At 72.7% G+C, this 22,312-nt stretch carries 22 protein-coding genes and 1 pseudogene; 10 read left to right on the forward strand and 13 right to left on the reverse strand.

The window, feature by feature from the left end:
• Positions 1 to 110: 110 nt before the first annotated feature.
• The 7 genes from AQJ11_RS18950 to AQJ11_RS18980 are packed head-to-tail and all read left to right on the forward strand — an operon-like array spanning position 111 to position 5,283.
• On the forward strand, positions 111 to 1,193 hold the full coding sequence (locus AQJ11_RS18950) for a SchA/CurD-like domain-containing protein (protein ID WP_014672288.1): 1,083 nt from the start codon (positions 111 to 113) through the stop codon (positions 1,191 to 1,193).
• A 35-nt stretch (positions 1,194 to 1,228) separates the two neighbouring features.
• Entirely contained in the window at positions 1,229 to 1,666 is a 438-nt protein-coding gene (locus tag AQJ11_RS18955; RefSeq protein ID WP_014672287.1) for a cupin domain-containing protein, read from the forward strand.
• Positions 1,663 to 2,922 (forward strand): beta-ketoacyl-[acyl-carrier-protein] synthase family protein, encoded by a 1,260-nt coding sequence (locus tag AQJ11_RS18960; protein ID WP_059263828.1) that lies wholly within the window; start codon positions 1,663 to 1,665, stop codon positions 2,920 to 2,922. Before AQJ11_RS18955 ends, AQJ11_RS18960 begins: the two co-directional genes overlap by 4 nt.
• A 7-nt stretch (positions 2,923 to 2,929) precedes the next feature.
• Positions 2,930 to 4,174: a beta-ketoacyl synthase N-terminal-like domain-containing protein gene (locus AQJ11_RS18965; RefSeq protein ID WP_059263829.1), complete on the forward strand. Its 1,245-nt coding sequence runs from the start codon at positions 2,930 to 2,932 to the stop codon at positions 4,172 to 4,174.
• 22 nt (positions 4,175 to 4,196) lie between these two features.
• Positions 4,197 to 4,451, forward strand: a complete 255-nt coding sequence (locus tag AQJ11_RS18970; RefSeq protein ID WP_014672284.1) for an acyl carrier protein — start codon at positions 4,197 to 4,199, stop codon at positions 4,449 to 4,451.
• A gap of 1 nt (position 4,452) precedes the next feature.
• The gene (locus tag AQJ11_RS18975) at positions 4,453 to 4,932 is read left to right on the forward strand and encodes an SRPBCC family protein (protein WP_014672283.1); all 480 of its coding nucleotides are present in this window, start codon (positions 4,453 to 4,455) and stop codon (positions 4,930 to 4,932) included.
• 21 nt (positions 4,933 to 4,953) lie between these two features.
• Entirely contained in the window at positions 4,954 to 5,283 is a 330-nt protein-coding gene (locus tag AQJ11_RS18980; RefSeq protein WP_014672282.1) for a TcmI family type II polyketide cyclase, read from the forward strand.
• A 62-nt stretch (positions 5,284 to 5,345) separates the two neighbouring features.
• Here AQJ11_RS18980 and AQJ11_RS18985 read toward each other — a convergent pair whose 3' ends face one another.
• The 6 genes from AQJ11_RS18985 to lipB form a co-directional block, all read right to left on the reverse strand.
• Positions 5,346 to 6,410, reverse strand: coding sequence for a methyltransferase (locus tag AQJ11_RS18985; protein WP_341846286.1), 1,065 nt, complete (start codon positions 6,408 to 6,410; stop codon positions 5,346 to 5,348).
• 43 nt (positions 6,411 to 6,453) lie between these two features.
• Entirely contained in the window at positions 6,454 to 7,542 is a 1,089-nt protein-coding gene (locus AQJ11_RS18990) for a right-handed parallel beta-helix repeat-containing protein (protein WP_059263830.1), read from the reverse strand.
• A 78-nt stretch (positions 7,543 to 7,620) separates the two neighbouring features.
• A complete protein-coding gene (locus tag AQJ11_RS18995; RefSeq protein WP_014672279.1) occupies positions 7,621 to 8,322 on the reverse strand; it encodes a DUF4191 domain-containing protein in 702 nt (233 codons plus the stop codon).
• A 78-nt stretch (positions 8,323 to 8,400) separates the two neighbouring features.
• Entirely contained in the window at positions 8,401 to 8,598 is a 198-nt protein-coding gene (locus AQJ11_RS19000) for an SCO2195 family GlnR-regulated protein (RefSeq protein WP_014672278.1), read from the reverse strand.
• Positions 8,599 to 8,827: 229 nt separating this feature from the next.
• Complete coding sequence (gene lipA, locus AQJ11_RS19005; RefSeq protein ID WP_014672277.1) at positions 8,828 to 9,793, reverse strand: lipoyl synthase; 966 nt, start codon at positions 9,791 to 9,793, stop codon at positions 8,828 to 8,830.
• Positions 9,794 to 9,908: 115 nt separating this feature from the next.
• A complete protein-coding gene (gene lipB / locus AQJ11_RS19010; protein WP_058080272.1) occupies positions 9,909 to 10,706 on the reverse strand; it encodes a lipoyl(octanoyl) transferase LipB in 798 nt (265 codons plus the stop codon).
• Positions 10,707 to 10,945: 239 nt separating this feature from the next.
• Between lipB and AQJ11_RS19015 the strand changes: the two genes are divergently transcribed.
• Positions 10,946 to 12,412, forward strand: coding sequence for an NsdA family TPR-like regulatory protein (locus AQJ11_RS19015; protein ID WP_059263831.1), 1,467 nt, complete (start codon positions 10,946 to 10,948; stop codon positions 12,410 to 12,412).
• A gap of 90 nt (positions 12,413 to 12,502) precedes the next feature.
• On the opposite strand, the gene AQJ11_RS19020 is transcribed toward AQJ11_RS19015, so the two are convergent.
• Together AQJ11_RS19020 and AQJ11_RS19025 are read right to left on the reverse strand one after the other, a co-directional pair.
• Positions 12,503 to 13,867, reverse strand: a complete 1,365-nt coding sequence (locus tag AQJ11_RS19020) for an NAD(P)/FAD-dependent oxidoreductase (RefSeq protein WP_059263832.1) — start codon at positions 13,865 to 13,867, stop codon at positions 12,503 to 12,505.
• A 220-nt stretch (positions 13,868 to 14,087) separates the two neighbouring features.
• Complete coding sequence (locus AQJ11_RS19025) at positions 14,088 to 14,984, reverse strand: TIGR01777 family oxidoreductase (RefSeq protein ID WP_059263833.1); 897 nt, start codon at positions 14,982 to 14,984, stop codon at positions 14,088 to 14,090.
• Positions 14,985 to 15,057: 73 nt separating this feature from the next.
• Here AQJ11_RS19025 and AQJ11_RS19030 point away from each other — a divergent pair, with 73 nt between their 5' ends.
• On the forward strand, positions 15,058 to 15,546 hold the full coding sequence (locus AQJ11_RS19030) for a GNAT family N-acetyltransferase (protein ID WP_208616563.1): 489 nt from the start codon (positions 15,058 to 15,060) through the stop codon (positions 15,544 to 15,546).
• Positions 15,547 to 15,735: 189 nt separating this feature from the next.
• On the opposite strand, the gene AQJ11_RS19035 is transcribed toward AQJ11_RS19030, so the two are convergent.
• Both AQJ11_RS19035 and AQJ11_RS51110 read right to left on the reverse strand, forming a co-directional pair.
• Complete coding sequence (locus tag AQJ11_RS19035; protein ID WP_059263835.1) at positions 15,736 to 16,920, reverse strand: MarP family serine protease; 1,185 nt, start codon at positions 16,918 to 16,920, stop codon at positions 15,736 to 15,738.
• A 274-nt stretch (positions 16,921 to 17,194) separates the two neighbouring features.
• A pseudogene (locus tag AQJ11_RS51110) lies at positions 17,195 to 17,590 on the reverse strand (MBL fold metallo-hydrolase); the annotation flags it as partial.
• On the opposite strand from AQJ11_RS51110, the gene AQJ11_RS49850 reads away from it, so the two are divergent.
• Positions 17,567 to 17,797 (forward strand): hypothetical protein, encoded by a 231-nt coding sequence (locus AQJ11_RS49850; RefSeq protein WP_244218296.1) that lies wholly within the window; start codon positions 17,567 to 17,569, stop codon positions 17,795 to 17,797. The pseudogene AQJ11_RS51110 and the gene AQJ11_RS49850 overlap by 24 nt on opposite strands.
• Before the next feature lie 21 nt (positions 17,798 to 17,818).
• On the opposite strand, the gene AQJ11_RS19045 is transcribed toward AQJ11_RS49850, so the two are convergent.
• The 3 genes from AQJ11_RS19045 to aceE all read right to left on the reverse strand — a co-directional run bounded on the left by AQJ11_RS19045 (position 17,819) and on the right by aceE (position 22,154).
• The gene (locus AQJ11_RS19045) at positions 17,819 to 18,337 is read right to left on the reverse strand and encodes a DUF4240 domain-containing protein (protein ID WP_058080266.1); all 519 of its coding nucleotides are present in this window, start codon (positions 18,335 to 18,337) and stop codon (positions 17,819 to 17,821) included.
• Positions 18,338 to 18,406: 69 nt separating this feature from the next.
• Positions 18,407 to 19,390: a helix-turn-helix transcriptional regulator gene (locus AQJ11_RS19050; protein WP_059263837.1), complete on the reverse strand. Its 984-nt coding sequence runs from the start codon at positions 19,388 to 19,390 to the stop codon at positions 18,407 to 18,409.
• Between the two features lie 61 nt (positions 19,391 to 19,451).
• Entirely contained in the window at positions 19,452 to 22,154 is a 2,703-nt protein-coding gene (aceE, locus tag AQJ11_RS19055; RefSeq protein ID WP_014672266.1) for a pyruvate dehydrogenase (acetyl-transferring), homodimeric type, read from the reverse strand.
• Positions 22,155 to 22,312 lie beyond the last annotated feature (158 nt).

The following is a 22,312-nucleotide window of genomic DNA, read 5'->3' on the forward strand; positions in this document are numbered from 1 at the left end:
GTTCACGCGAGTCGCGCGTTGTGCGGGAAGCGGCACAGGATCAAGGAGCACTGACGTCGCGTCATCGGCGGCCGGCGTTCGCCTCTGCCCCCGTGAAGGAGATGCGCAGCATGACCACCTTGTCGGAAAAGATGTCGGACCAGTCGACGCGCCAGGTGTCGAAGAGGGTCTCCCAGTCCGTGTTCGACGGCTCCCCTCTCCGGGTCGTCCTGCTCGTGGACGTCAACGACGGCGCCCAGCAGCAGTTCCTGGAGGCCTACGAGCAGCTGTGCAACCAGGTGGCGCAGGTGCCCGGCCACGTCAGCGACCAGCTGTGCCAGTCGATCGAGAACCCCTCCCAATGGCTCATCACCAGTGAGTGGGAGAGTGCCCCGCCGTTCCTCACCTGGGTGAACAGCGAGGAGCACGTGCACATGGTGGAACCGCTGCACAGCTGCGTCCGGGACACCCGGTCGCTGCGGTTCCACATCGTGCGCGAGACCGGCGGCGAGTCGGCCGGGGCCGCGTCACGGCGCCGGCTCCAGGCGTCCCCGCGGATCGGGGACGGCGTGATCCGGCACGCGCTGACCTTCACGGTCAGGCCGGGGAGCGAGGAGAAGGTCGCGAAAATCCTCGCGGGCTACGCCTCGCCCCAGGCGCGCGTCGACGAGACCACCCGGCTGTGCCGCACCTCCCTGTTCATGCACGGCAACCGGGTCGTGCGGGCCATCGAGGTGCGCGGCGACCTGCTCGCGGCGCTGCGGCACGTCGCCCGGCAGCCCGAGGTGCGGGCCGTCGAGGAGGCCATCAACCCCTACCTGGAGCAGGAGCGGGACCTGGGCGACCAGGAGTCCGCGCGGGTGTTCTTCACCCGGGCGGCGCTGCCGGCCGTGCACCACGTCACCGCGGACGAACTCGCCGAGGGCGAGCGGCAGGCGCTGTACTACCCGGCCCGGCCGGACTGCGGGATGCGGCTGGCGGAGCTGCTCGCCCAGCAGGACGAGGCGGCTGCGGGGGACCCGGACAGCCCGGTGCTGCGCAGCACGATCTTCCAGCGCGACGACGTCGTCGTCCGGCTGGTCGACGTACGTCCCGGCGCGGGCGCCCGCGCTCCGCTGCCGGAGCCCGGTCGTCAGGCCGCGCTGAGCACCCTGCTGGACGGCGAGCCCGTCGGCATGGACCTCGTCACCGACCGCCGCTCGCCGGACGCCTGAGCCCGGCAGGCCAGCACACCAAACGGAGGAACGTCGTGATCAAATCCCTTCCGAAGATCGTGGACCTCAGCGAGATCGAGCCCAACACCCGGCGCGGCGGCGATCTGCGCGCCATGCTCACCCCGGCCACGGTGGGCTCCACCAGCGGCTTCATGGGCGTGGCCATCGTGCAGCCCGGCGACCGCATCGGTGAGCACTACCACCCCTACTCCGAGGAGTTCGTGTACGTCCTGTGCGGACAGCTGGAGGTGGACCTGGACGGTGAGCCGCACCCGCTGAAGCCCGAGCAGGGGCTGATGATCCCCATCAACATGCGGCACCGCTTCCGCAACGTCGGCAACGTGGAGGCGCGGATCGTCTTCCACCTGGGCCCGCTGGCCCCCCGGCCGGCCCTCGGCCACGTCGACACCGAGGAGACGGAGGCCGTCGCCGTCGCCGCCGATCCGGCCGACCGGGCACGGGTCCGCTCATGAACCGGCGCGTGGCGGTCACCGGCATAGGCGTCGTCGCCCCGGGAGGGATCGGCGTACCGGCGTTCTGGGATCTGCTCGCCGACGGCCGTACCGCGACGCGGGGCATCACGTTCTTCGACCCGACCGGGCTCAGGTCCCGGATCGCCGCCGAGTGCGACTTCGACCCCGCCGCGTACGGCCTGGACGCCGAGCAGGTCGAACGGGCGGACCGGTACATACAGTTCGCCCTGGTCGCCGGCGAGGAAGCGGTCCGGGACTCCGGTCTCGACCTCGGGCTTGAGGACCCCTGGCGGGTCGGCGTCTCCGTGGGCACCGCCGTCGGCGGCACCACCCGGCTGGAGCACGACTACGTCCTGGTCAGCCATCGCGGGCAGCGCTGGGACGTCGACCACACCGAGGCGGAGCCGCAGCTGCACCGGGCGTTCGCGCCGAGCACCGCGGCCTCCGCGGTGGCGGAACGTTTCGGCGCCCAGGGTCCCGTGCAGACCGTGTCCACCGGCTGCACCTCGGGACTCGACGCGGTCGGGTACGCCTTCCACACCGTCCAGGAAGGCCGCGCCGACATATGCATCGCGGGAGCCTCGGACTCTCCGATCTCCCCGATCACCATGGCCTGCTTCGACGCGATCAAGGCCACCTCACCGAACAACGACGACCCCGCGCACGCCTCCCGGCCCTTCGACAACAACCGTGACGGCTTCGTCATGGGCGAGGGCGGCGCGGTGCTCGTCCTGGAGGAACTGGAGCACGCCCGGGCCCGCGGTGCCCACGTGTACTGCGAGTTCGGCGGCTACGCCACCTTCGGCAACGCCTACCACATGACCGGCCTGACCAAGGAGGGCCTGGAGATGGCGCGGGCCATCGACAACGCCCTCGACCAGGCGCGTCTCGACCCCACGGCGATCGACTACGTCAACGCGCACGGTTCCGGCACCCGGCAGAACGACCGCCACGAGACGGCGGCCGTGAAGCGGGCGCTCGGCCACCACGCCTACGACACCCCGATGAGCTCCATCAAATCCATGGTGGGGCACTCCCTCGGGGCGATCGGCGCCATCGAACTCGTCGCCTGCGTCCTGGCCCTCGCCAAGCAGGTCGTCCCGCCGACCGCGAACTACGAGATCCCCGACCCCGAGTGCGACCTGGACTACGTCCCGCGCGTCGCCCGCGAACGGAAGCTGACCAGCGTGCTGTCCGTGGGCAGCGGGTTCGGCGGCTTCCAGTCCGCGGTGATCCTGACCCGGCCGAGGGAGTGAGGACACGATGAGCGAACCGCAGGACCGGCACGCGGCCATCACCGGCATCGGCGTGGTCGCGCCCAACGGCACCACCACCGGCACCTTCTGGAAGGCCACCCAGGAGGGCCTCAGCGTCCTCGACCGGGTCACCCGCGAGGGCTGTGAGCACCTTCCCCTCAAGGTGGCCGGTGAGGTCCGCGCCTTCGAACCGGCCGCCACGATCGAGGAGCGCTTCCTCGTCCAGACCGACCGGTTCACGCACTACGCCATGGCCGCGGCCGACTTCGCACTGGACGACGCCCGGCTCGCGCTGGCCGACATCCCCGACGCGCCGTACTCCATCGGCGTGGTCACCGCCGCCGGGTCCGGCGGCGGCGAGTTCGGCCAGCGCGAACTCCAGCGACTGTGGGGCAAGGGGAGCCGGTTCGTCGGACCGTACCAGTCCATCGCCTGGTTCTACGCCGCGAGCACCGGCCAGGTGTCCATCCGCCGCGGCTTCAAGGGACCCTGCTCGGTCGTCGCCTCCGACGAGGCCGGCGGTCTGGACGCCCTCGCCCACGCGGCCCGGGCCGTGCGGCGCGGCACCGACGTGATCGTGGCCGGCTCCACCGAGGCGCCGCTCGCGCCGTACTCGATGGTCTGCCAGCTCGGCTACGAGGAACTGAGCAGGGAGACGGACCCGTCCCGGGCCTACCGCCCGTTCACGGACGGGGCCTGCGGGTTCGTGCCCGCCGAGGGCGGCGGGATGCTCGTGGTCGAGGCGGCCGGAGCCGCCCGGGCCCGCGGCGCCGACATCAAGGCCGTCGTGGCCGGCCACGGGGCCACCTTCACCGGCGCCTCCCGCTGGGACCGGTCCCGGGAGGGGCTCGCCCAGGCCGTCCGGCAGGCCCTGGCGGAGGCCGAGTGCGCCCCCGAGGAGGTCGACGTCGTCTTCGCCGACGCCCTCGGGGTACCGGAGGCCGACCGGGCCGAGGCGCTGGCGATCGCCGACGCCCTCGGCGAGCACGGCACCCGGGTACCGGTCACCGCACCCAAGACCGGGATCGGCCGGGGGTACGGCGCTGCCCCCGTCCTGGACACCGCGGCGGCCGTGCTCGCGATGGAGCACGGCCTGATCCCGCCGACGCCGAACGTCTTCGACGTCTGCCACGACCTCGACCTCGTGACCGGCAGCGCCCGCGCCGCCGAACTGCGGACGGCGCTGATCCTCAGCCGTGGACTCATGGGGTCGAACTCGGCGCTGGTGCTGCGACGCGGCACCGCGCAGTGAGTACAGAGAAGGAGGAGAGCACATGCCCCAGATCACCGTGGAAGAACTCGCCGCACTGATGAAGAAGGCCGCCGGTGTGACCGTCAGCCCGCAGCAGCTGAAGGAGAAGCCGGACACCGGCTTCGACGTCCTCGGTGTCGACTCGCTCGGCCTGCTCGGCATCGTCGGCGAGCTGGAGAACACGCACGGCACCCCGATGCCGGTCGACGCCGAGCGCTGCAAGACGCCCCAGCAGTTCCTCAACCTCGTCAACAGCACCCTGATGGCAGGAGCCTGACATGGCAGGACACACCCAGAACGAGATCACCATCGCCGCCCCGCTGGACCTGGTCTGGGACATGACCAACGACCTGGAGCGCTGGCCCCAGCTGTTCAGCGAGTACGCGTCGGTGGAGGTCCTCAAGAAGGAGGGCGACAAGACGACGTTCCGGCTCACCATGCACCCGGACGAGAACGGCACCGTCTGGAGCTGGGTCTCCGAGCGCGAGCCGGACCGCGCCACCCGCACCGTCAGGGCCCGCCGGGTGGAGACCGGGCCCTTCGCCCACATGGACATCCACTGGCGGTACGAGGAGGTCCCCGCCGGCACCCGGATGGTCTGGACCCAGGACTTCGCGATGAAGCCGGACGCACCGGTCGACGACGACTGGATGACCGACAACATCAACAAGAACTCGAAGATCCAGCTGGACCTGATCCGGCAGAAGATCGAGAAGGCGGCGGCCGGCGAGCGGCCCGCCCCGGCCCTGGCCGACTGAGCCGGACGACAGGAGACCACCGTGCACCAGGCCCTGATCGTCGCCCGCATGGCCCCGGGCTCCGCCACCGACATCGCCAAGGTGTTCGCGGAGTCCGACCGCGGAGAGCTGCCGCACCTCGTCGGAGTCGTCCGGCGCAGCCTCTTCCAGTTCGGCGACGTGTACATGCACCTGATCGAGTCCGAGCGGGAGCCGGGACCGGCCATCGCCAAGGTCACCTCCCACCCCGAGTTCAAGGAGGTCAGCGAGCGGCTGTCGGCGTACGTCAGCGCGTACGACCCGCAAACCTGGCGGTCCCCGAAGGACGCCATGGCAGAGCGCTTCTACCTCTGGGAGCGCGACGCCGGCTGAGCGCTCCGCCGGAACAGCGGTGAGGGCAGTTCCCCGCGCCCCTTCGGGGCGCGGGGAGCCGGTCATGCGGGGACGACGCAGTCGAACGCGTGCAGATACGGGTTGACCGGCCGGATGTCGCGGACCGCCAGGCCCGCCGCCTCCAGCCGTCCGACCATGCTGTCGGTGGTGTGCTTGGCCCCGCCGACGTTCAGGAGAAGCAGCAGGTCCATGGCCGTGCTGAACCGCATCGACGGGGTGTCGTCGACGAGGTTCTCGATCACCACCACCCGGGTGCCGGGACCGCCCGCCTCGACCACGTTGCCCAGCAGCCGGGCCGTGGACTCGTCGTCCCACTCCAGGATGTTCTTGATGATGTAGACGTCGGCCTCGACCGGCACCGCCTCCCGGACGTCGCCGGGCACGATCCGCGCGCGGTCGGCGAGGTCGCCGCCCTCGCGCAGCCGCGGCAGGGCGTTCTCCACCACCCGGGGCAGGTCGAGCAGGCTGCCGCGCATCGCCGGGTACTTGTCCAGCAGGCACGCCACCACGTGCCCCTGGCCGCCGCCGAGGTCCGCGACCGAGCTGCTGCCGGACAGGTCCAGCAGGGCCGCCACCTCACGCGCCGACTGCTCGCTGGAGCGGGTCATCGCGCGGTTGAAGACGTCCGCGGACTCGGGGGCGTCCTCGTTGAGGTAGGCGAAGAACTCCTTGCCGTAGAGGTCCTCCACGACGTTCCGGCCGGTGCGCACGGCCTGGTCCAGCAGCGGCCAGGCGTCCCAGGTCCACGGCTCGGTGCACCACATGGCGATGGCCCGCAGGCTGTTCGGGTCGTCCTCGCGCAGCAGCCGGGACATCTCGGTGTGGGCGAACGTGCCGTCCGGCCGCTCGGCGAAGACGCCGTAGCAGGACAGGGCGCGCAGCAGCCGGCGCAGCGGCTTCGGCTCGGCGCGCACCGCGCTCGCCAGGGTCTCCACGGTCATGGGGGCGTCCCCGAGCGCGTCGGCGACACCGAGCCGGGCGGCGGCGCGGACCGCGGCGGCGCAGGCCGCCCCGAACACGAGCTCGCGCAGCCGCATCGGCGGGGGAGGGGAGGGGGGTGCCCCCGGCTCGGGGGGAGCAGAGGGCGCGCGGGATGGTGCGGTCATGTGCCGCCTTCCTTCCTTGCGTGGATCGGGTACGGCCGTCCGGTCAGCACAGGCCCGCGGGCTTGGAGACCCGGCAGGCGTTTCCGGTGAAGGCGTTGCCGGTCTTGGTGGCTTCCTGGCTGACGAGGTCCGCCGGGGAGTTGTTCGCCAGCAGGTTGGCGGTGATCCGGTTCTTCTCGCTCGTGGCGCCCACGAAGCTCTTGAACAGGACGATGCCGCCCGACAGCGGGGACTTGCCCGAGTGGCCGGTGATCCTGTTCCGCGTCACCAGGGACTTCTCGGTGCCGGTCAGGACGATGCCGGAGCCCTGAAGATAGGGCAGCCGGGCGGTCTTCGGGCAGTACTTGTTGTTCTGCACGACCAGGTTGTCGCTGACGGCGAGGGCGCCGGCCCGCGGCTTGTTCTCGTCGCCGACGACGAACACGCCCGCGCAGTTGCCGAGGACGTAGTTGCGCGTGACGGCGAGGTTGCGCAGCCGGCGGACGGTGAGGCCGATCCGGTTGCCCTCCAGCCGGTTGTGGTCGACCACCGCGCCCTTGCTGTCCTTGGCCCCCTGCTCGGCCTTGACGTTGTTGGCGAGGAAGATGCCCGCGTCCCCGTTGCTGCGGGCGGTGTTGTTGCGGAAGACGCCGCGGGTGGAGTGCTCCTGGGCGATGCCCCACTGGCCGTTGTGCTCGGCGATCACACGCTTCACGGTCAGATGGTCGGTGCCCATGGTGAAGACGCCGGACTTGGCGAAGCCGGTCACCTTGAGGTCGGAGACGGTGACGTCCTTGAGGGGCTTGTTCTTGCCGCCGACCACGCAGATGCCGTTGCCGTCCGAGAGGCAGGTGACCGCGGCCTTCTTGCCGTGCGGCGCGGGCTTGGTCTTCTTCTTGGGGGGCTGGATCACGGTGCCGGGGCCCGCGCCCCGCAGGGTGAGGCCCGCCGTCTTCACCGTGACGCTCTCACGGTAGGTGCCGGCGAGCACGAACACGGTGTCGCCGGCCTTGGCGGCGTTGACCGCCTTCTGGATCGACTGACCCGGATGCACCACGAGGGTCTTGTGGGCAGCGGACGCCGGAGTGGCACCGATGACCGTGCCGACGAGGGTCGTGGCGCATGCCAGGTACGCAATGTGTCGTTTTGTCACATTCCGAAGGCTAGGAGCGTATGAGCCGATTACCGGCCGGATACTCCGTTCGGCGGCGTGTCCACGGCAGGGGCCGGGTCAGCGCCCCCGGGGCCCGCCCTTGGGCAGCTTCATGCCCTTCGGCATGGGCCCCTTGGGCAGCGGCATGTTGCTCATCAGGTCGCCCAGCGCCCGGAGCCGGTCGTTGGTGGCCGTCACCTGGGGGCCGGTCAGCACGCGCGGGAGCTTCAGCATCGTCGTGCGGAGCTTCTTCAGCTCGACCTGGCCCTCGCCGTTGCCGACGATCAGGTCGTGCACCGGCACGTCGGCGACGATGCGGTTCATCTTCTTCTTCTCGGCGGCCAGCAGGGTCTTCACCCGGTTCGGGTTGCCCTCGGCGACCAGCACGATGCCGGCCTTGCCGACGGCCCGGTGCACCACGTCCTGGCTGCGGTTCATCGCCACCGCCGGCGTCGTCGTCCAGCCCCGGCCGATGTTGTCCAGCACCGCCGCGGCGGCGCCCGGCTGGCCCTCCATCTGGCCGAACGCGGCCCGCTCGGCGCGGCGGCCGAACACGATCGCGGTCGCCAGCAGGGCGATCAGCAGGCCGAAGATGCCCAGGTAGACCGGGTGCCCGATCAGGAAGCCGATCGCGAGGAAGACACCGAGGGTGCCGATGCCGACGGCCGCGAGTACAAGACCGATCTTCGTGTCGGCCTTGCGGGTCATCTTGTACGTGAGGGCGATCTGCTTCAGTCGCCCTGCGTTCGCGGCGTCCGCCGCGGTTTCCTTCCTCGCCATGCCACGAAGTCTACGTGCCCCCGGGAGCGCGGACGACGGCAGTGCCCGGCGGGCGGGACGGGGCCGCCGGGGGCGGCGTCAGGACTGGCCGGCGGCCTGGTCCAGGAACCGCTGGGCCTCGACGCGGTCCTTGGCGCGGCGGCGGTCCTCCAGGACGGAGGTCCAGGCGTTGCGGCGGGCGGTGCGCTGACCGCCGCTCAGGAGCAGCGACTCCACGGCGCGCAGGGCGCCGGTGAAGGACGGGATGGCGGTGGCGCGTACGGGTGCGGCCTGCATGATCGAGGTCCCCCCTCTGAGCGATGGAGATACGGGGCGTGATAAGAGAGTCACTGATTGGTGTTACCAGGGCGTGACCGACCGGTCAAACACGCATGAAGCCTTGGTGCGAGGGGCTGGAACGCCGACGCGGCCCCGACGGCGCCCTCATCAGCGAGGACGGTCGGGGCCGCGACGTCTTGGCCATTACTGACCGGTAGGAACTTGTGCGCGAATTCACACGCGCGGCTCACACCGCCTGGGCGGCGACGTACGTGCCACGCTTCTCCACGGCCATCTGGTACAGCCGCCCGGCGCGGTAGGAGGAGCGCACCAGCGGGCCGGACATCACACCGGAGAAGCCGATCTGCTCGGCCTCCTCCTTCAGCTCCACGAACTCCTGCGGCTTCACCCAGCGCTCCACCGGGTGGTGGCGCACCGACGGGCGCAGGTACTGGGTGATGGTGACCAGCTCGCAGCCCGCGTCGTGCAGCTGCTTCAGCGCCTCGCTGACCTCCTCGCGGGTCTCGCCCATGCCGAGGATCAGGTTCGACTTGGTCACCAGGCCGTAGTCGCGGGCCTCGGTGATGACCTTCAGGGAGCGCTCGTAGCGGAAGCCCGGGCGGATCCGCTTGAAGATCCTCGGGACCGTCTCGACGTTGTGCGCGAAGACCTCGGGGCGGGCGGCGAAGACCTCGGCGAGCTGCTCGGGGACCGCGTTGAAGTCCGGGGCCAGCAGCTCCACCTTCGTCCGGCCGCCCTCGCGGTCCGCCGTCTGCTGGTGGATCTGGCGCACGGTCTCCGCGTACAGCCAGGCGCCGCCGTCCTCCAGGTCGTCGCGGGCGACGCCGGTGATGGTGGCGTAGTTCAGGTCCATGGTGACCACGGACTCGCCCACGCGGCGCGGCTCGTCGCGGTCCAGCGCCTCGGGCTTGCCGGTGTCGATCTGGCAGAAGTCACAGCGCCGGGTGCACTGGTCGCCGCCGATGAGGAAGGTCGCCTCGCGGTCCTCCCAGCACTCGTAGATGTTCGGACAGCCGGCTTCCTGGCACACCGTGTGCAGCCCCTCGCTCTTCACGAGGTTCTGCATCTTCGTGTATTCGGGGCCCATTTTCGCCCGGGTCTTGATCCACTCGGGCTTGCGCTCGATGGGGGTCTGGCTGTTGCGGACCTCCAGGCGCAGCATCTTGCGTCCGTCGGGTGCGACTGCGGACACGACCGGCTCCCTGTGACTTCGATTCTTCGGCGTACCCCAGGGTACGCCCGTACTGTGTGCGCCCTGCCGCTCGGGCCAACCCCGCTGTCGCAGGGCGCATTCCCCCGGCGGACGGTCAGGCGGACGCCTTCTCGATCACCCGCGGCTTCAGCTCCGCGTTCTCCAGGACGTCCCGCAGGTGCTTCTCGACCACCGGCAGCACCTCGTCGATCGTGATGTCCCGGCCCAGCTCGTTCGCGAGGGAGGTGACCCCGGCGTCCCGGATGCCGCACGGGATGATCCGGTCGAACCAGGCGTTGTCCGGGTTCACGTTGAAGGAGAAGCCGTGCATCGTGACGCCCTTGGCGACCCGGATGCCGATCGCGGCGATCTTCCGGTCCTCACGGCGCTGGCCCGCGTTGGAGGGGGCGTACTCGGGGCCGTTGAGCCGCGGGTCGAACTCCTCGTCGGTGAGCCGCGGGTCGAAGTCCAGGGACAGCCCTCCGAGTGCCGGCCGCTGCTCGACCGGGTCGCCGAGCACCCAGACGCCGCTGCGGCCCTCCACCCGGGTGGTCTCCAGGCCGAACTCGGCGCAGGCCCGGATGATCGCCTCCTCCAGCCGCCGCACGTGCGCGACCACGTCCACCGGGCGGGGCAGCTTCTGGATCGGGTAGCCCACCAGCTGGCCCGGTCCGTGCCAGGTGATCTTGCCGCCGCGGTCCACGTCGATGACCGGGGTGCCGTCCAGCGGGCGCTCGCTGTCCTCCGTGCGCCGGCCGGCCGTGTACACCGGGGGGTGTTCCAGGAGGAGCACGGTGTCCGGGACCTCGTCGGCGAACCGGGCCGCGTGCACCCGGCGCTGCTCGTCCCAGGCCTCCTGGTAATCGACGGCATCCGCACCGAACCCCATGCGGACGAACCGCAACTCACTCACGGCAAACGCCTCCCTCAGCGACCGGTGTGTCAGGCGCGTAACGCGCCCTCGCCACTGTACGTCCGACCGGAGTACGTCAGCCCTGAGGGCGTTCCTCACACGATCGGATGAATGCACGGTGAAGTGTGCGACCGTCTGCTCACTCTCCGCTACATTCGCGCCGTTCGTGAGGCCATAAGGGCTGCTCAACGGCAATCCGGGCACATCGACCGCCCGGAAGGCAGGAGACCGCACCGCAGATGACGGACCGATCCGCGCAGCGCACCCCCAACCGCCAGCTCGCCGCGCTCATCGCAGAAGCGGGGTTCTCCAACGCGGGTCTGGCCCGTCGCGTCGACCAGCTCGGCCTGGAACACGGGCTGGACCTCAGATACGACAAGACCTCGGTCACCCGCTGGCTGCGCGGACAGCAGCCACGCGGTACGACCCCCGCCCTGATCGCCGAGGTCTTCACACGCCGGCTCGGGCGCCGGCTCACCGCCCAGGATCTCGGCCTGGACGCGTGTGCGCCGGTGTACGCCGGGCTGGAGTTCGCGGCCACCCCCGAGGAGGCCGTCGACATCGTCAGCGGGCTGTGGCGCAAGGACTCCGGCAGCCACGCCGAACTGCGCAAGATCGCCTTCACCCCGGCGGGGCTCGTGGTGCCCAGCCGGGACTGGCTGATCGGCAAGGCCGACGACCGGGTGGCCCGCGAGCCGGCCCCCCGGGTGCCGCCGCAGGGCCGGCCCGGCGCGGCCAGGGCGCCGCAGCCGGGGCCGCTGGTCCCGCCGCGGCTGCGGACGCCCGCCGAGCGCGCCCCCGGCCACAGGGTCACCGGCGGTGACATCGCCGCGCTGCACTCGGTGGGCGAGCTGTTCCGCACCCTCGACGACCGGTTCGGCGGCGGCCACGCCCGGCAGGCGCTGGTGCGCTACCTGGAGCACGAGTGCGAGCCGATGCTGCGCGGCAGTTACGACGAGCAGACCGGTCGCCGCCTGTTCGCCGCCGCCGCCGATCTGACCCGGCTCGCGGGCTGGACGTCGTACGACATCGCCGCGCACGGGCTCGCCCAGCGGTACTTCGTGCAGGCCCTGCGGCTCGCCCAGGCGGCCGGCGACCGGGCCTACGGCTCCTACGTCCTGGTCACCATGAGCCGCCAGGCCGTCTACCTCGGCCACGGCCGGGAGGCCGTGCAGCTGGCCCGGGTCGCCCAGCAGGGGGTCGGCACGGGCGCCCCGCCGGTCGTCCAGGCGCTGCTGCACGCCTCCGAGGCGCGGGCGCACGGCGTACTGGGGGAGGTGCGAGCGTGCACCGCCGCGCTCGTGCGGGCCGAACGCGCCCTGGAGGCGGCCCGGCCCGGGGACGAGGCGCCGTACTGGGCCGCGTTCTTCGACGAGGCGCAGCTCGCCGACGAGTTCGGCCACTGCCACCGGGACCTCCAGCAGTTCCGGGCCGCCGCGCAGCACGCCGAGCGGTCCCTCCAGCTCCGGGCGCCCGCCTATGCCCGCAGCCGCCTGTTCTGCCGGGTCGTCCTCGCCACCGCCCGCCTCGGCCTCGGCGAACTGGACCAGGCGTGCGCGATCGCCGCGGAGGCGGCGGGGCAGGCCGCGGAGATGCGGTCGGCTCGTGCCGTGGAGTACGTGAAGGAGTTCGAGCGGCGGCTGGAGCCCTACCGGGACGCGGCGCCGGTGCGGGTGTACCGGGAGAAGGTGGCGGCGCTGGGGTAGTTCCGGTGGTTCGCCGGGTGCCGCGCAGATGGAGCGCGCCCGCGCGGCGGAGCCGCACATCGATACAGCCCCGCGCCCCTTTCGGGGCGCCTACGCCGCCCTCGGCAGGGTGGGGACCGGGTCGGCGTTGTGCATCGAGCCCCGCGCGCCCAGGTCCGCCAGGACGGCTGCCGCGGCGCGGTGGGCCGAGTGCAGGGCGCCCTGGACCGTGCTGGTGTCCCGGTGGTCGCCGCAGACGTAGAGGCCCGCCAGGAGGCGTACCGGGCGGCGCAGGTCGTGGGGCGGGCGCATCGCGGGGACCGCCTCCGGGGTGTGGTGCACGGCCAGCGTCTCCCAGCGGCGCGTGGAGGTGCCGTAGAGGCGGGAGAGGTGCATGCGGACGGCGGTGTCCACCCCTTCCGGTGGCGTGCCCAGCACCGTCGAGGAGATCAGGACGCGGCCGGCCGGTGCCCGGCTCGGGTCCACGTTGCTGAGGACCGCCGTGTGCGCCACCGGCCCGCCCCGGTCGGCGTCCAGCAGCAGCGAGGTGCCCGTCGCGAACGCCGCCGCCGGCTCGTCCGTGGTGTGGTGGACGACCGTCACCGGGTGAAAGTCCGGCACCCTGAGCCCCGGCAGCAGTCCGGCCGCGGCGCGCGCGTCCGTCGCCAGCAGCACCGCCCGGCAGCGGATCTCCCCGTGCTCGGCGGTCGCCACCGAGGTGGTGGACACCGAGGTGACCCGCACCCCGGTGTGCACGGTGCCCGGCGGCAGCCCCCCGGCCAGCAGCTCCGGCAGCACCTCGGCGCCGCCCTCCGGCACGCACAGCCGTCCGCTCGCGAAGGCGCGCAGCGCCAGGTCGGCGCACCGGCTGGAGGTGGTCAGCTCCGGGTCGCACAGCAGCGTGGCCAGCAGCGGGCGCAGGAAGCCGTCGATGGTGCGCGCCGGGACCCCGCGCTGGGCCAGGGCGAGGGCGGCCGGCATCTCGGGGCGGGCCAGGACGCGGTCGACGGGGGTCGTGGCGATCCGGCCGAGCGCCGCGCCCAGCCGGGCCTGGTCCACCGCGCCGCCCACCGGCGCGCCGGGCGTGGCCGCCGTACCCCGGGGGGCGTTGGCGAGGGCGCGCACCACATGGAGTGCGCCCCGTGCGCCCCGCGCGCTCCCACCGCCCGCCGGCGCGCCCGCGCGCTGGGTGCGGCCGTCCCGGTGCAGCAGCACGCCCGGTGCGAAACAGCGCACGGTCAGGGCGTCCAGGCCCGGACTCAGGCGGAGTTCGGGGTAGGACGTGGACAGCAGCTGTCCGATGCGGTCGAGCCGGAAGCCGTCGACCTTCTCGGTCGACATGCGACCGCCGACGTACGGGGCGGCCTCCAGGACCGCGGTCGTGATTCCTGCGCTGGTCAGCCGATGAGCCGCCGAGAGACCGGCGATTCCGGCTCCCACGATGACGACGTCCACCTGGTACGCGGGCTCAAGCACGAGGCCCCTCCTGTGGTTGCGCGACCGGTGGAGACGTCATGCCCCCAACAGGCGCAAGGGATACCCGAGTTCGGGTCGAGGGTAGGGGCGTGATCGGTCAGAGACAGTCGCGCATCAACAGGGCACGGTCGCATAGAGGTCGCATATGGTCACTTTCGTTCGCCGGTGTTGCCAGCCGGCTCATCCCGCCGCGACCGTCCCACCCGCTCACGCCCTCCGCTCACTCCGCCGCGCGGATCGCCTCGTCGATGCCCGGGAACGCGAACCGGAACCCCGACTCCAGCAACCGCCTCGGCACCACCCGCTGACTGCCCAGCACATCCCCGGCCATCTCCCCGAGCGCCGCCCGCAGCACCGGGGCCGGCACCGCGAACACCGTCGGCCGGTGCAGCACCCGCGCCATCGCCTCCGTGATCTCACCGTTCGTCAGCGGCTGGGGCGCCGTCAGGTTGAACGGCCCGGACAGGCCCTCGCCGTCGATGAGATGCCGGATCGCGGCGACCTCGTCGTGCAGCGCGATGTACGACCAGTACTGCCGCCCGTCGCCCAGCCGCCCCCCGAGCCCCGCCCGGAACAGCGGGAACAGCCGCCCCCAGGCCCCGCCGCCCCGGGCCACCACGAGACCCGTGCGCAGGAACACCGTCCGCACCCCCGCCTCCGTCACGGGCGCCGCCGCCTCCTCCCACTCCACGCACAGCGCGGACAGGAAACCGTCGCCCGGCGGCGCGTCCTCGTCCACCACCCGGTCGCCGGTGTCGCCGTAGAAGCCGATCGCGCTGCCGTTCACGAACACCCGCAGCGGTCGCGGCAGCGAGGCCGCCGCCTTTGCCAGCGCGGCCGTGCCCAGCACCCTGCTGTCCCGCAGCAGCCGCTTGTACTCCGGCGTCCAGCGCCGCTCGCCCACCCCGGCCCCCGCCAGGTTGACCACCACGTCACACCCGGTCAGCCCGGCCGCGTCGACGCGACCTCGCTCGGGGTCCCAGCGGACCTCGTCCGCGCCCCGGGGCTCCCGGCGCACCAGCCGGACCACCTCATGCCCGTCCGCGGTCAGGGACCGCACCAGAGCGCTGCCGATGAGACCGGACGCGCCGGCCACCGCGATACGTGAACGTTCCATGGCCCCAGCATGACCGCACCGCCGCCCGGAAACCCGTTGGGGCCGCCCGGACGCCCGCCGTAGGGTGATCACCATGCCCGAGCCGTACATACGCAACGCCCGTGCCGCCGACGAGGAGCCGCTGGCCGTCCTGGACCGGGCCACCTGGTCCCCGCTGCACGCGGTGATGCCCGCGCCGCAGCCGCCGTACCCGCCCTTCTTCGACGAGCGGCACCCGCCGCAGCAGTACCTCGTCGCCGAGGCCGGCGGGCGCGTCCTGGGCTACATCCGGCTCACCCACCCGACCCCGCTCGCCTCCAACGCGCACGTCCTGGCCATCCAGGGCTTCGCCGTCGCCGACGAGGCGCGCGGGCGGGGCGTCGGACGCGCGCTGGTCCGGGCCGCCGTCGAGGAGGCGCGGCGGCGCGGCGCACGGCGCCTCACCCTGCGCGTGCTCGGACACAACACCCCGGCCCGGAGGCTGTACGAGTCCGAGGGCTTCACCGTCGAGGGCGTGCTGCCCGGGGAGTTCCTCATCGACGGCGCGTACGTCGACGACGTCTGCATGGGCCTGGCCCTGTGAGCCGCGCGGTGCCTAGGTCCTGTCGTCAAACTCCTGTCGTCCGCCCGGAGGGCGGGCCGCGCGGCGTCAGGTGCGTGCTCTCGGCGTGCCGGGCCCTGGCCCTCGTACTGGATGTACTTGGGTCGGGGCCCGGTGCGGCGAGAGTGCGTGCATGGCGTCGCGCGGCAGACGGGAGTTTGACGACAGGGCCTAGGAACTGACCAGCTCGCCCGTGTCCACCGGCGCCGTCGCCGTGGCCGCGCGCCGGGCGTCGTCCGCCACCTCGTCCGCCGTCAGCGCGTACCCCGTCTCGGCGTCCGAGGTGGAACGGGCGAAGACCACCCCGAACACCCGGCCGTCCGTGGTCAGCAGCGGACCGCCGGAGTTGCCCGGCCGGACCGTGGAGCGGATCGCGTAGATCTCCCGGGTGACCGTGCGGTCGCTGTAGATGTTCTGGCCGGTCGCCCGCACCCGGTTCCCGACCGTCGCCGCCTGGAGGTTCAGGCTCCCGTCCTGCGGATAGCCCGCCACCACCGCCGAGTCCCCGCGCACGGCACCCCCGTCGAACCGCAGCACCGGGGCGCTGAGATCCGGCACGTACAGCACCGCCACGTCCCGGTCCGGGTCGAACAGCACCACCCGCGCCGCGTACGACGGCCCGACCCCGCCGATCCGCACGCTCGGCCGCTCGATGCCGGCCACCACGTGCGCGTTGGTCATCACCCGCCGGGGCGCGTACACGAACCCGCTGCCCTCGCGGCCCTCGGTGCCCACGGCGCCCTCGATCTTCACCGTGCTCAGCCGGGCGGCGCTCGTCGCGGCAGGCGTCACGCTGTCACCGGTCGGCCGGGCCACCCGGGCCGTCGACTCGTTCTCGAACGGGTTGAACACCTGCGGGAAGCCCGCCTCGGTCAGCGCGGACGTGGCCCGCGAGAACCAGGCGGGCGTGGTCTGCGGCATCGCCTCCTGCACCGCGCCCAGCACCGTCGAGTTCCGTATCGCCGTCGTCAGGGTCTGCGACGGGGCCGCGCTCAGCACGCTCGCCGCCACCCAGGCCACGATCAGCACCGCGACCGAGTTCGCCGCCGCGCCCCCCAACCCGTCCGCCACCCGCAGCGGCCCCCGGTCCAGCTCCCCGCGCAGCCGCAGCGCCAGCCGGCCGGCGAGCTCGTGCCCCACCACCGCCGGCACCAGCACCGTCAGCACCGCGAGCACCGTCGCCGTCGCCGTGCCCCGCTCCACCTGGCCCGTCACCCACGGCAGCACCCACACACCGACGGCCGCGCCGCCCACGAACCCGGTCAGCGAGACACATCCGGCCACCAGTCCGCGGCGATATCCGGACACCGCGTAGACGACGATCACCAGTACGAGCACCAGGTCGAGCAGGTCCACCGAGCCGCCTCTCTCTCAACCTCTCACCACGGACGGGACCGGTCCGCCGCCCGGCCCCGCGCACGCGGGGCCGCCACCGGGCGGCGGAACCTGCCACGTACGCCTGTACCTCCGGAAACGTCCCGGACCTGGACGATGGTTCCACCAGGTGGCACAGGGCACATCGCGGGCACGCCCGGCGGTCCGGGAGCGCCGCCCCGCCGGGGCACGGGCAGGCCACAGGCGGCACACAGCCCGCACCGAGCCGCCCGCCCCACGGTCGTGCACGACGGAAACCGGGGACGATCTCCCGGTCCGGCAGGGCGGGGGAGAGGCCGGGCAGGGCGCGGGCGCGGGGCGTCCGCAGCGGCGCCACGTGCTCCTCGGGCGCCCCGGCCGCCGTGAGCTTGGCCGCCATGTACGAGAACCACCGCTCCGGCCGGGTCTCCCGCGTCCGGCGCACGATCGCCGCGTCGGCCGCGTGCAGCGCCACCCAGGCGCCGGAGGCCTCGCGGACCCGCGCCGACAGACCGTGGTGGTCGGGGTGGCGGTGGGTGATGACGACGCCGTGGACCTCCCCGGCCGCCGTGCCGCAGGCCGCGAGCCCCGCCACCAGCGTGTCCCGGGAGCCGGGGTCGTCGATCGCAGGCGGGAACAGGTGAGGCCCATGAGGAGCGTCCGTACCGACGGCCGTGGCGAGTCCGCGCGGGGACGGATGGGACGGGCCCGGTCCGCCCGCCGGCCCTGGGCGGTGGTCTGCGCGGTCGTGACCGTCGTCCTCGGCCCGGCCGCCGTCACCGCGTCCGCCCTCGACCAGGCCGACGCGGCCCCGCCGCACCACGCGGCCGAGGGCGGCCGGCCACGGGCCCCCGGGACCGCGGGACGGACGGGAGGGTGACGACGGGCCCCGGCACCGCCCTCACCCCCTGAACCGCTGCCACAGGCGGGGAAACCGCTGCGCGAGCACCCGGTCGTCCTCCAGGTCCAGGGGCGTGCCCTCCGGCTCGGCCGGCGCCGGGGCGATGCCCAGGTCCGGCGCGACGGTTCCGGTCAGCTGCTCGTACGCCTCGTCCGCCGCGTACCCCAGCTCCTCGCCGTCGCCGTCGATCTCCTCGTCGAAGTCGCCCAGCAGCTCGGCCAGCGCGTCCGGCTCGTGCACGGCGCCCTCGAAGACCTCCCGGCCCTGGCCGATCAGCCAGCACCGGAAGAAGTCGAACGCGTCGTCGCTGCACCCGTCCAGCAGCAGCCAGGCGGCGCCCCACAGGTCCCAGCGGTAGGCGCGGTTGTACCGGGCCTCGAAGTGACGGGCGAAGTCCAGGACGAGATCGGGCTCCAGCCCGAGCAGCCGCTCCACGAGCGCGTCGGCCTGCTCCTCGGGATCGCCCCCGGCGGCCTCGCGGGTGGCGTCGATCAGCTCCCAGAACTCCGTCTCGTCCATCACGCCACCAGCATCGGGCCTCGGCCGGTGGGGCGCACGCGGAGCACGGCGGGTCGTCGTCAGCCGTCGTCAGCCGTCGTCACGGCGGTACAGCGCGGCGAGCCGGGCCGCGTCCGCCGCGCAGCGCTCCCGCAGGCTCCCCGGTGCCAGCACCTCCGCCTCCGGCCCCAGCGCGGTCAGCTGGCCGTGCGCGACCTCCTCCGACTCCACCGGCAGCGTCACCGTCACCCAGCCCTCGGCGTCCGGGTCGCCCGCGCCCGCCAGCGCCTCCCGCGCGCCCAGCGGATCGACGGCGTGCGGGAGCCGGCGCACGCCCTCCGGAGACAGCCGCACGACCACCTCCGCGCGCAGGAGCGACCGGGCGAACCGCTCGGCCTGCTCCGCCCAGAAGCCGGGCAGGTCGAACCCGGGATCGCGGTCGAACCGCTCGTCGAGCGCGGCCACCGCGGCGAACCGGTCGATCCGGTACGTCCGGAAGGCACCGGTCCCGGCCACCCGCGCGCACAGGTACCAGACGCCCGCCTTCAGCACGAGCCCGTACGGCTCCAGCCGCCGCTCGACGGTCCCGTCCCCGCGCCGGTAGCCGGTGTCGATCCGCCGGTCCTCCCACACCGCCTCGGCGATCAGCGGCAGCCACGCGGGCGCCTCGGGCTCGCGGAACCAGGCCGGGGCGTCCAGGTGGAACCGCTGCGCGGCGGTGTCCGGCGCGTCCCGCAGCGAGGGGAGCAGCGCCGCCGACACCTTCAGCCGGGCCGCCGAGGCCGCGTCCTGAAGCCCCATCTCGCGCAGCGCCCCCGGCACCCCGCTCAGGAACAGCGCCTCCGCCTCGCTGCGGGCCAGCCCGGTCAGCCGCGTCCGGTACCCGCCGACCAGCCGGTACCCGCCGGCCCGGCCCCGGTCGGCGTACACCGGCACCCCCGCCTCCGACAGCGCCTGTGCGTCCCGCGTCACGGTCCGCTCCGACACCTCCAGCTCGCGCGCGAGCTCGGCGGCGGTCATGGCGGGCCGGGACTGGAGGAGGAGGACCATCTTGATCAGACGTGCGGCGCGCATCCCCACATCATGCAGGAGGCCCCCGCCGCAGCGGGGGCCTCCTCATCTGGTGCGCGTTCCCTTACAGCCCGTACTTCTCCCGGGCCTCCTTGACCGCCGTGGCCTTCACCTCGCCGCGCCGGGCGAGCTGGGCCAGGGCCGCGACGACGATCGACTGGGCGTCGACACCGAAGTGGCGGCGGGCGGCCTCACGGGTGTCCGACAGACCGAAGCCGTCGGCGCCCAGCGAGGACCAGTCCTGCTCGACCCACTGCGCGATCTGGTCCGGGACCTGGCGCATGTAGTCGGAGACCGCCAGCACCGGACCCTCGGCGCCCTGGAGCGCCTGGCGGACGTACGGCACCCGCTCCTCGCCCCGCAGCAGCGCCGCGTCGGCCTCCATGGCGTCCCGGCGCAGCTCCGACCAGGAGGTCGCCGACCACACGTCCGCGGCCACACCCCACTCCTCGGCCAGCAGCTTCTGCGCCTGGAGGGTCCAGTGGATCGCCGTGCCCGAGCCCAGCAGCTGGATGCGCGGGGCGTTGGCGGGCACGGACACGCCCGCGGACTCGGCCGTGTTGAAGCGGTACAGGCCCTTGACGATGCCCTCGTCGATGCCGAGGCCCTGCGGCTTGGCCGGCTGCGGCAGCGGCTCGTTGTAGACCGTCAGGTAGTAGAAGACGTTCTGGTCCTCGCCCGGCTTGGCCTCGCCGTACATCCGGCGCAGACCCTCACGGACGATCACCGCGATCTCGTAGGCGAACGCGGGGTCGTACGTCAGCGCGGCCGGGTTGGTCGCGGCGATGACCGGGGAGTGGCCGTCGGCGTGCTGGAGGCCCTCACCGGTGAGGGTCGTACGGCCGGCCGTCGCGCCGACGAGGAAGCCGCGGCCGAGCTGGTCGCCGAGCTGCCACATCTGGTCGGCGGTGCGCTGCCAGCCGAACATCGAGTAGAAGATGTAGAACGGGATCATCGCCTCGCCGTGCGTCGCGTACGCGGTGGACGCGGCGATGAAGTCGGCCATAGAACCGGCCTCGGTGATCCCCTCGTTGAGGATCTGGCCGTTCTTGGCCTCCTTGTAGTACATCAGCTGGTCGCGGTCGACCGGCTCGTACGTCTGGCCCTTGGGGGAGTAGATGCCCAGGGACGGGAACAGGCTCTCCATGCCGAAGGTGCGCGCCTCGTCGGGGACGATCGGCACCCAGCGCTTGCCCGTCTCCTTGTCGCGGACCAGGTCCTTGACCAGGCGGACGAAGGCCATGGTGGTGGCCACGTTCTGGGAGCCGGAGCCCTTGTCGAAGGAGGCGAACGCCTTCTCGGCGGGGGCCGGCAGCGGGGCCAGCGCGTGCGTGCGGCGGGCCGGGGCCGGGCCGCCGAGGGCCGCGCGGCGCTCCTGGAGGTAGCGGACCTCGGGGGAGTCGGCGCCCGGGTGGCCGTAGGGCACCACGCCGTCGGTGAAGTCGCTGTCCTTGATCGGCAGGCCGAGCAGGTCGCGCATCGCCTTGAACTCGTCCACCGTCAGCTTCTTCATCTGGTGGTTGGCGTTCTTCGACGCGAAGCCCTCGCCGAGGGTGTGGCCCTTGACCGTCTGGGCCAGGATCACGGTCGGCGCGCCCTTGTGCTCGACGGCGGCCTTGTACGCGGCGTAGACCTTGCGCGGCTCGTGACCGCCGCGGGAGAAGTGGAAGCAGTCGAGGATCTTGTCGTCGCTCAGCAGCTTCGCCATCTCGGCGAGCGCCGGGTCCTTGCCGAAGAAGTCCTCGCGGATGTAGGCGGCGCCGCGGGTCTGGTACGTCTGGACCTGCGCGTCCGGTACCTCGCGCAGCCGGCGTACCAGCGCGCCCGTGGTGTCGAGCTGGAACAGCTCGTCCCAGGCCGAGCCCCACAGCGTCTTGATCACGTTCCAGCCGGCGCCGCGGAACTGGGCCTCCAGCTCCTGCACGATCTTGAAGTTGGCGCGGACCGGGCCGTCCAGGCGCTGGAGGTTGCAGTTGATGACGAAGGTGAGGTTGTCCAGCTCCTCACGCGCGGCCAGCGCGAGGGCCGCCGTCGACTCGGGCTCGTCCATCTCGCCGTCGCCGAGGAAGGCCCAGACGTGGGAGGCGGAGACGTCCTTGATGCCGCGGTTGGTGAGGTAGCGGTTGAAGCGCGCCTGGTAGATGGCGGAGAGCGGGCCGAGGCCCATCGACACCGTCGGGAACTCCCACAGCCAGGGCAGCCGGCGCGGGTGCGGGTACGACGGCAGGCCGTTGCCGCCGGCCTCCTGGCGGAAGTTGTCCAGGTGGTGCTCGTTGAGCCGGCCGTCGAGGAAGGCGCGGGCGTAGATGCCGGGGGAGGCGTGGCCCTGGATGTAGAGCTGGTCGCCGGAGCCGTCACCCTCCTTGCCCTTGAAGAAGTGGTTGAAGCCGGTCTCGTACAGCCAGGCCGCGGAGGCGAAGGTGGCGATGTGGCCGCCGACGCCGTGCTTCGAGCCGCGGGTCACCATGGCCGCGGCGTTCCAGCGGTTCCACGCGGTGATCCGGGCCTCCATCTCCGGGTCGCCGGGCAGCGCCGGCTCCGCGGAGGTGGGGATGGTGTTGACGTAGTCCGTTTCGAGGAGCTTCGGCAGCGCGATGCCGCCCGCCTCGGCGCGCTCCAGCGTGCGGCGCATCAGGTACGCGGCGCGGTGCGGTCCGGCCTCCCTGGCGACGGCGTCGAGGGAGGCCTGCCACTCGGCGGTCTCCTCCGGGTCGCGGTCCGGGAGCTGGTCGAGCGCGCTCGGCTGGATGGCGTTGGGGTCGGTCATGTCGCCGCCTTCCTCAGTCGAAGGGGGTTCCCTCACAGGTAAGGGTTCGGGGGTGCCCTTGGTCTTTGGCAGGACAGGGCGGGCGGACCTCGGTGGCGGCGTCGTTGTGCGACTCCGTCGCGCGTCCGTCGGTGACTGTAACTCCCTGATCGATGATC

Source organism: Streptomyces corchorusii (genome assembly GCF_001514055.1).
In the GTDB taxonomy this organism is placed as follows: Bacteria; Actinomycetota; Actinomycetes; order Streptomycetales; family Streptomycetaceae; genus Streptomyces; species Streptomyces olivaceoviridis.

Bases quoted from the DNA above. Each gene is read 5' to 3' on its own strand.
- AQJ11_RS18950 (WP_014672288.1), top strand. From the start codon at position 111: ATGACCACCTTGTCGGAAAAGATGTCGGACCAGTCGACGCGCCAGGTG.
- AQJ11_RS18960 (WP_059263828.1), top strand. From the start codon at position 1,663: ATGAACCGGCGCGTGGCGGTCACCGGCATAGGCGTCGTCGCCCCGGGA.
- AQJ11_RS18965 (WP_059263829.1), top strand. From the start codon at position 2,930: ATGAGCGAACCGCAGGACCGGCACGCGGCCATCACCGGCATCGGCGTG.
- AQJ11_RS18970 (WP_014672284.1), top strand. From the start codon at position 4,197: ATGCCCCAGATCACCGTGGAAGAACTCGCCGCACTGATGAAGAAGGCC.
- AQJ11_RS18975 (WP_014672283.1), top strand. From the start codon at position 4,453: ATGGCAGGACACACCCAGAACGAGATCACCATCGCCGCCCCGCTGGAC.
- AQJ11_RS18985 (WP_341846286.1), bottom strand. From the start codon at position 6,410: ATGACCGCACCATCCCGCGCGCCCTCTGCTCCCCCCGAGCCGGGGGCA.
- AQJ11_RS18995 (WP_014672279.1), bottom strand. From the start codon at position 8,322: ATGGCGAGGAAGGAAACCGCGGCGGACGCCGCGAACGCAGGGCGACTG.
- AQJ11_RS19000 (WP_014672278.1), bottom strand. From the start codon at position 8,598: ATGCAGGCCGCACCCGTACGCGCCACCGCCATCCCGTCCTTCACCGGC.
- AQJ11_RS19015 (WP_059263831.1), top strand. From the start codon at position 10,946: ATGACGGACCGATCCGCGCAGCGCACCCCCAACCGCCAGCTCGCCGCG.
- AQJ11_RS19025 (WP_059263833.1), bottom strand. From the start codon at position 14,984: ATGGAACGTTCACGTATCGCGGTGGCCGGCGCGTCCGGTCTCATCGGC.
- AQJ11_RS19030 (WP_208616563.1), top strand. From the start codon at position 15,058: ATGCCCGAGCCGTACATACGCAACGCCCGTGCCGCCGACGAGGAGCCG.
- AQJ11_RS49850 (WP_244218296.1), top strand. From the start codon at position 17,567: ATGAGGAGCGTCCGTACCGACGGCCGTGGCGAGTCCGCGCGGGGACGG.
- AQJ11_RS19045 (WP_058080266.1), bottom strand. From the start codon at position 18,337: ATGGACGAGACGGAGTTCTGGGAGCTGATCGACGCCACCCGCGAGGCC.
- AQJ11_RS19050 (WP_059263837.1), bottom strand. From the start codon at position 19,390: ATGCGCGCCGCACGTCTGATCAAGATGGTCCTCCTCCTCCAGTCCCGG.
- aceE (WP_014672266.1), bottom strand. From the start codon at position 22,154: ATGACCGACCCCAACGCCATCCAGCCGAGCGCGCTCGACCAGCTCCCG.